We start from the raw sequence: 6,866 nt of genomic DNA on the forward strand, positions 1-6,866 counted from the left end.
AAGGGGGATTTAGGGGGATCTCCGGGCATAAATAGTGTTAAGTAAACCGTATTGGGCTATGTCCGCTAATTGGTAATTGGTAATCTTGCCCCGCAAGCGACTTGCCCCGACTTGTGTTGTAGTCGAACTAGAGCACAAGTCGAAGTTCGCGCTGCGGCGTAGCCGAGGGGAGCCGAAGCAAGCCAAAGTAACGGAGTCTAGGGGAGCCGAGGGGAGCCAATCTCAAATTAAAATGAAAAATCTCAAATCTCAAGCCTAAAACTATACCTCATTTATTCGATCGAGGTTATAGAACAATACGGTTCACTTAAGACAGATCACCCCTAACCCCCCTTAAAAAGGGGGGGACAAGAAACTCTTAAAGTCCCCCTACAACCAGGGGGATGCGAGGGGGCTCTCCGGGCATAAATAGTGTTAAGTAAACCGTATTGGGTTATAGAACCCATTTGATATCTTTGAGTTTTTGGGTTGGGTGACGAAAAATATAGATAGAAACCAGTTTCTGAGATTTACCCTCATGTCGAGAAACCGGGTTTCTACGAGTTTTTGGGTTGGGTGACGAGAAATATAGAGATCGACCCGGTTTCTGGTTTCTGAGATTTACGCAAAATAGATATCAAATGGCTTCTCTATAGGAATGCTCTAATGGCTGGTACAGATTGGTGATTGCTGATTGGTGATTTGTAAAACAACTAGCGAGTACAGAAGAGAAAGTTGAGAACCGTGATAGCTATTTATTTTTTATTTTTTTATTGAGGCTTAGTTTTGGTTGTTGCTAATTGCTGATTGGTGCAACGTCCGGATGACCAATTACTGCGCTTTAATTTTTAAAGAGTGGTTTTTGATAAAGCGGCACAGTAAAAGTAACAGTCGAGCCTAGTCCTTCACCCATGCTGTAAAAATTCACTGTGCCGCCCATGGCTTCTACGAGTTTTTGAGAAATAGCCAATCCCAAACCGGTGCCGCCGTATTGCCTGGTACGGGCGCCGTCCACCTGAAAAAACGACTCAAATAATTTGTCTTGCTTGTCGAGAGAAACGCCTATACCTGTATCAGCGACTCTGATTTTTACGGTTCCGGGGAATTCCCGATCGCGAACTGTCACTTTTTTCTTGATAACTTCGGTACTGATGCGAATGCCGCCTTCTTGGGTAAATTTAATTGCATTGCCGGTGAGGTTCAACATTACTTGCAACAGGCGTTGGTAGTTGCCGTACAAAATAATTTCGTTTTCGGGGGCTGGTTTTTGGATCTGAAATTGCAGTTGCTTTTGCTGTGCTTGAACCTGGGTAAAATTCTCAACTTGCTGCAAGAGTTCGCTGAGTTTGACCGGAGCTAAGTCTAGCTGCATTTTGCCCGCTTCTATTTTGGCGATATCCAAAATATCGTTAATCACATTGAACAAGTGTATTGCCGATTGATAAGCTTCTTCGATAAATTGGTGTGCTTCTTCGGGGTCATCGGCCATGCCGTCTACAACCAGTTTCAGGAAGCCGAGGATACCGTTGAGGGGGGTGCGGAGTTCGTGGGAAGTATTGGCAAGAAATTGACTTTTAAGTTGGGAAAGAGCTACGGCTTCGGCGCGGGCTTGTTCTAGTTCTTGGTAAAGTGTAGCGTGGGCGATCGCGCTGCCGACTTGAGCGACTAACTCGCGGGCAAATTCGAGTTCGACAGGACTCCATGCAGGGGAAGTGCCGCAGCGATGCAAACAGATCAGGGCATTGGGTTGGTCTTCGTAGGAACTGGCTGCTACGAGCACGGAATGGCGACTGAAGGGATCGGTGACGGGGGAGGCGTAATCGACTGCTACGGGCTTGAGGGTGGCTAAAGTTTGAATCCACCCCGGCTGTTCGGCTGCGCGCAGTTCTAATCCCAGCATGGAAGAGTAAGCTTCTTGGCGGTACTCGGCGACTACTTTAAAAGTTTTGGATTGGAGATTTTCGATTTGAGCCGATGACAGGGGAGGTGAGGTATCGCTGGCTATTGACTGTGGCAATTCGGCTGCTGCGGTTGCAAAATTTGGCTGGTTTTCTGAGGTTGACGACGGGGAGGATTTGAGGTTTTCGCTGTCTTTTTTGTAGGAACAGATGATGCAGCGGCTGGCGTTTAATACTTGACCCAAACTGTTAACTGTTTGCTGCCAAATTGTTTCTAAATCGAGGGTTCTGTGCAGGTTTTGAGCGATTTGGGAGATGATTCTGCGATCGGCGATGATTTCCCAGTGGTTCGCGAGCGATCGAGCGTGGGTGCGGCCCGCGGCGAGCAGCATTTGCTGGCTGGCGTCTGAGGCGGATGGTAAAGCAGGGTAAGGGATGAATTCTGCCGAATCTGGCTGGAATTCTGGGGGTTTGTCTGACAGCAGCCTTCCCATCACCAAGACTTTGGTAGCTCGGCCGTTTGAGTCGATCGGCGCAGTGACTGTCAAATCAAACAAAAAATATTGTCCGGCGCGGCAAAATGGATAGCTGAACCGTTCTGGTACCAGGGTTTCGATCGCTCTGCGGAGGATATCGAGATAAGGCTCAGGGGCGATGGGTTGCAGAGTTTCGCTCAGGGGGCGATCGACAATTTCTGCTGCTATGAGGTTGTACTGCTCGGCTTTTTCCCAGTAAAAAGATAGATATCTACCGTTTGCATCTTGGGTAAATACTAATTCTGCCCCTAACTCTTGAAAAAAGGCTGTAGAGGCGAGGCTCGATCGCCGAAAATCTGTGTTAGTGTCCATCAGGAGTTGGGGATGAAAGTATTTCGGATTTTTGAGTATCGAGTTTTTAATACAAAAATCAATACTCAAAATTGTTTTGGGATTCGATCGTTAAGTTGTGAGTTATTAATCAACTAAGAAGTTACGGATATTTAATCGATTGTATCAAATCCGGTAACTGCGGAACTAGACGCTGCTAGCGATCGTTCCACTCGTAGTGCACCCCGAAAAATCTTATTCCGATACCAAGGAAAACTATATTATTTACTCAACTAAACTCATACTTCAAAACTATTTGATGCTGTCATGATTGGTTTTTAAGTTATGGATGAAATCAAAAATTATTAATTATTAAATTCACCGATTAACTCAATACTCCAAACATTTTCTGTCCACCCTTTCGGGTCATTAACAAATCAAAATTAAGAGTTAGGAATTAGTAGCCTGCACAGATTAACCATCGACTTTGAAGATGATGTGCTTATTTGAGGCTGCGAACAACTCGACTCGGGAGCTAGCTGGCGCATTTTTGGCCTCACCTTCAAGAGTTTCGAGGTTCGGAGTTAGCTTGTGGAACTCCGAACAACCAGTGGCTTTCGCCGCAGAGGCCCGGAATGGCCTCAGTCGTTCCACTCGCCGCGGGGCGGGACTGGCGGGTTGCGGCGCAAACTCATAGCTTGATCGTCTTCGCGGCGATCGCCTCTAAGCCACTGCTTGATGGCTGTTTCAATCACTTTGCTGGGGTCATTTGTCAAGTGCTTAATTTGGTCTAGCAGTTCAGAATCTATATGGATAGATAGTTCCACTTTTTCTGAAGAACTGTGGGAGGGTATGCTTGACTCGCTCATAGTTAAAAAATCCTAGTTTTAATTCTTAAGTTTCAATTCCTTCTAGGAATTTACGCTTTTTTGTTTTGAAGGAAGTGTTTTGAAGGAAGTGATGGAGTACCTCTAGTAAAGATGCACAGGGGATGAAAACCTATACTTTGTTACACCCTTACCGTCCCGCTTCCGTCATTTGACCAAATTATCTGCTGCTTGTCAAGCGCTACCAACCAACTTGTCACCAATGATTTTAAGCTGGGGAGCGCTCCCCAGCCGGAAACCTGACTGAACTGTAGTGAGGGAATAATTATTTTGCCAGCGCTTCGTTGAGAGGCTGGTGGAGGTTTCATCCACGCTCAACGAGTGAACATAGCATAAATACAATAGATATGTCAACCCACGGTCGAGAAAAAATTAAATTCTATTTAAGTCTCTAAATGACTATAAATGACTGTAGATTGAATGAAGTTTTATAATACAACAAAAGTCAATCTTTGGCCCATAGGTTTTATGACTAACGTTCCTGTATCTCGCATTCGTAATTTTTCGATTATTGCTCACATCGACCACGGAAAATCTACCTTGGCCGATCGGCTGTTGCAGCAAACTGGGACTGTGAAGGCACGGGAGATGAAGGAGCAGTTTTTAGACAATATGGATCTCGAACGCGAACGCGGCATTACGATCAAGCTGCAAGCGGCTCGGATGAATTACACTGCCAAGGACGGTCAGGAGTACGTGCTGAATCTGATCGACACTCCCGGACACGTTGACTTTTCCTATGAGGTTTCGCGATCGCTCGCTGCTTGCGAAGGGGCGCTGCTGGTGGTAGACGCTTCTCAAGGCGTGGAAGCACAAACCTTGGCAAATGTCTACCTTGCCTTGGGAAATAATTTAGAAATTATTCCGGTTCTAAATAAAATTGACCTACCGGGGGCGGAACCGGAACGGGTGAAAGGAGAAATTGAAGAAATTATCGGTCTCGACTGTAGCGGGGCGATTGAGGCTTCTGCTAAGGAAGGAATTGGTATTGATGATATTTTGGAGGCGATCGTGGAATTGGTGCCGCCGCCGCAGGATACTGTTGATAAACCGCTGCGGGCGCTAATTTTTGACAGTTATTACGATGCTTATCGCGGGGTAATTGTGTATTTCCGGGTGATGGACGGAAGTGTCAAAAAGGGCGATCGGGTGTTGTTGATGGTTTCGGGGAAGGAATATGTCATCGATGAATTGGGCATTTTGTCACCGACGCAAGTGCAAGTAGACGAACTACACGCCGGGGAAGTAGGTTATCTGGGCGCGGCAATTAAGGCGGTAGCTGATGCTCGCGTTGGGGATACGATTACTTTGGTGAAAAAGCCTGCACCGGAGCCTTGGCCTGGTTATACGGAGGCTAAGCCGATGGTTTTTTGTGGCTTATTCCCGATCGATGCTGACCAATTTCCCGACTTGCGGGAAGCTTTGGAAAAACTGGAACTCAACGATGCGGCGCTTTCCTATGAACCGGAAACTTCTAGTGCGATGGGATTTGGTTTCCGGTGCGGTTTCTTGGGTTTGTTGCACATGGAAATTGTGCAGGAAAGATTGGAGAGAGAATACAATTTGGATTTGATTGTTACGGCTCCTTCTGTGGTTTATCAAGTCACAACAATTAAAGGAGAAGTGTTAACAATTGACAATCCGAGTCACTTACCAGATCCTCAGTATCGGGAGAAAATTGAGGAACCTTACGTGCGCGTAGAAATGCTGTCGCCGGAAACTTATGTGGGCGCGCTGATGGAGTTATCTCAAAATCGGCGGGGCATTTTTATGGATATGAAGTATCTGAGTCAGGGGCGGACTACGTTGGTTTATGAGTTGCCTTTGGCGGAGGTGGTGACGGACTTTTTCGATCAGATGAAATCGCGATCGCGCGGTTATGCGAGTATGGAGTATCACATCATCGGTTATCGCGAAAATCCGCTGGTGAAATTGGACATTTTAATTAATGGCGATCCGGTTGATGCTTTGGCGATGATCGTCCACCGGGATAAGGCTTACAATGTGGGCCGCGGCTTGACTGAAAAACTCAAGGAGTTGATTCCCCGCCACCAGTTTAAGGTGCCGATTCAAGCAACAATTGGCGCGAAGGTGATTGCTTCGGAACATATTCCGGCTTTGCGGAAGGATGTGTTGGCGAAGTGTTACGGCGGTGATATTTCGCGGAAGAAGAAGTTGCTGCAAAAGCAGGCGAAGGGTAAGAAGCGGATGAAGTCTGTGGGTACTGTGGATGTGCCGCAGGAGGCTTTTATGGCTGTGCTTAAGCTCGATCGCGATTCGTAATTTGTCTGTAGGTGCGATCGGCTTTAATCGGCTTTAAGGGCGATCGCACTTTTGCACAAGTTTTTTGTAGTTTCTAATTGTTTGTAGTCACCCGGCGGTTGAAACCGCGGCTACAAAAACTTGCGTCACCCGGATGCAGACTGAAGTCACCCGGCGGTTGAAACCGCGGCTACAAAAACAAAGTCCGCCTCCGCGGACTAAGATATTGACGGAGTATTTAAGCCTGATTTAGTATCGGTTATAATTAAGAATATAATTGTTCCTTGAATTTACTATTATGAATACCAAAATATTACTGAAGCCATCTGAAAGATTAACAAATTTTTCCTTAACAGCCGTCATCGAACAGGAAACAGAGGGAAAATATCAAGCGATTGTTTTGGGTTTACCTGAATGTCAAGCTGAGGGAAATACTCGCGATGAGGCGATCGCAAATCTCAGTCAGTTGGTAACGAACCGTTTAGAAAAAGCCGAACTGATTTCGCTAGAAATCCAAAACCAAAAACCCGATCGCCCAGCTTTGACAGTCCTGATTGAACAGGAAACAGCGGGAAAGTATCAAGCGGTGGTTTTGGGTTGGGAAGAATGTAAGGCTGAGGGTAATAGCCGAGAAGAAGTTATTACCAATATTAACTTAGTTGTGGGCGATCGGCTAGAGAAAGCCGAACTCATTTCTTTGGCAATTCAACCGCCCAAACCGGAACATCCTTGGATGAAATTTGCTGGAATGTATAAAGATAATCCGCTGTTTGATGAGGTGCTGGAGGATATACAGCAACTTCGGTGCGATCGAGATGCGGAAATGGAAGAGTATTATCGGAAAATGGATGCGGAGGAAGCCGTCAAGTGAGTTTTTGGGTACTAGATACAGATCGTGTGTCACTTTTTCAACAAAATCATCCTGTTTTAACTGAACGAATTAATGCAGCCAATCCCGAAGAGATTGGTGTCACCGTCAGGGTGCATCTCATTTTTGGAAATATACTCGTAGGGGCGAAGCATTTCGGCAGTAA

5 protein-coding genes are annotated in these 6,866 nt (G+C 46.2%); 2 read left to right on the forward strand and 3 right to left on the reverse strand.

Annotated features, from left to right (window positions below; all coding sequences use genetic code 11):
- Positions 1 to 820: 820 nt before the first annotated feature.
- The 3 genes from QT974_RS28820 to QT974_RS28830 all read right to left on the reverse strand — a co-directional run bounded on the left by QT974_RS28820 (position 821) and on the right by QT974_RS28830 (position 3,878).
- The gene (locus QT974_RS28820) at positions 821 to 2,725 is read right to left on the reverse strand and encodes a GAF domain-containing sensor histidine kinase (protein ID WP_333471814.1); all 1,905 of its coding nucleotides are present in this window, start codon (positions 2,723 to 2,725) and stop codon (positions 821 to 823) included.
- 599 nt (positions 2,726 to 3,324) lie between these two features.
- The gene (locus tag QT974_RS28825; protein ID WP_293122805.1) at positions 3,325 to 3,552 is read right to left on the reverse strand and encodes a type II toxin-antitoxin system CcdA family antitoxin; all 228 of its coding nucleotides are present in this window, start codon (positions 3,550 to 3,552) and stop codon (positions 3,325 to 3,327) included.
- 140 nt (positions 3,553 to 3,692) lie between these two features.
- Entirely contained in the window at positions 3,693 to 3,878 is a 186-nt protein-coding gene (locus QT974_RS28830; RefSeq protein ID WP_333471815.1) for a hypothetical protein, read from the reverse strand.
- Positions 3,879 to 4,038: 160 nt separating this feature from the next.
- Between QT974_RS28830 and lepA the strand changes: the two genes are divergently transcribed.
- Positions 4,039 to 5,853, forward strand: coding sequence for a translation elongation factor 4 (gene lepA, locus QT974_RS28835; RefSeq protein ID WP_333471816.1), 1,815 nt, complete (start codon positions 4,039 to 4,041; stop codon positions 5,851 to 5,853).
- A 277-nt stretch (positions 5,854 to 6,130) separates the two neighbouring features.
- Entirely contained in the window at positions 6,131 to 6,703 is a 573-nt protein-coding gene (locus QT974_RS28840) for a type II toxin-antitoxin system HicB family antitoxin (protein WP_333471817.1), read from the forward strand.
- Positions 6,704 to 6,866 lie beyond the last annotated feature (163 nt).

Origin of the sequence: Microcoleus sp. BM001215392 (genome assembly GCF_036700185.1) — a bacterium.
Lineage (GTDB): Bacteria > Cyanobacteriota > Cyanobacteriia > Cyanobacteriales > Microcoleaceae > Microcoleus.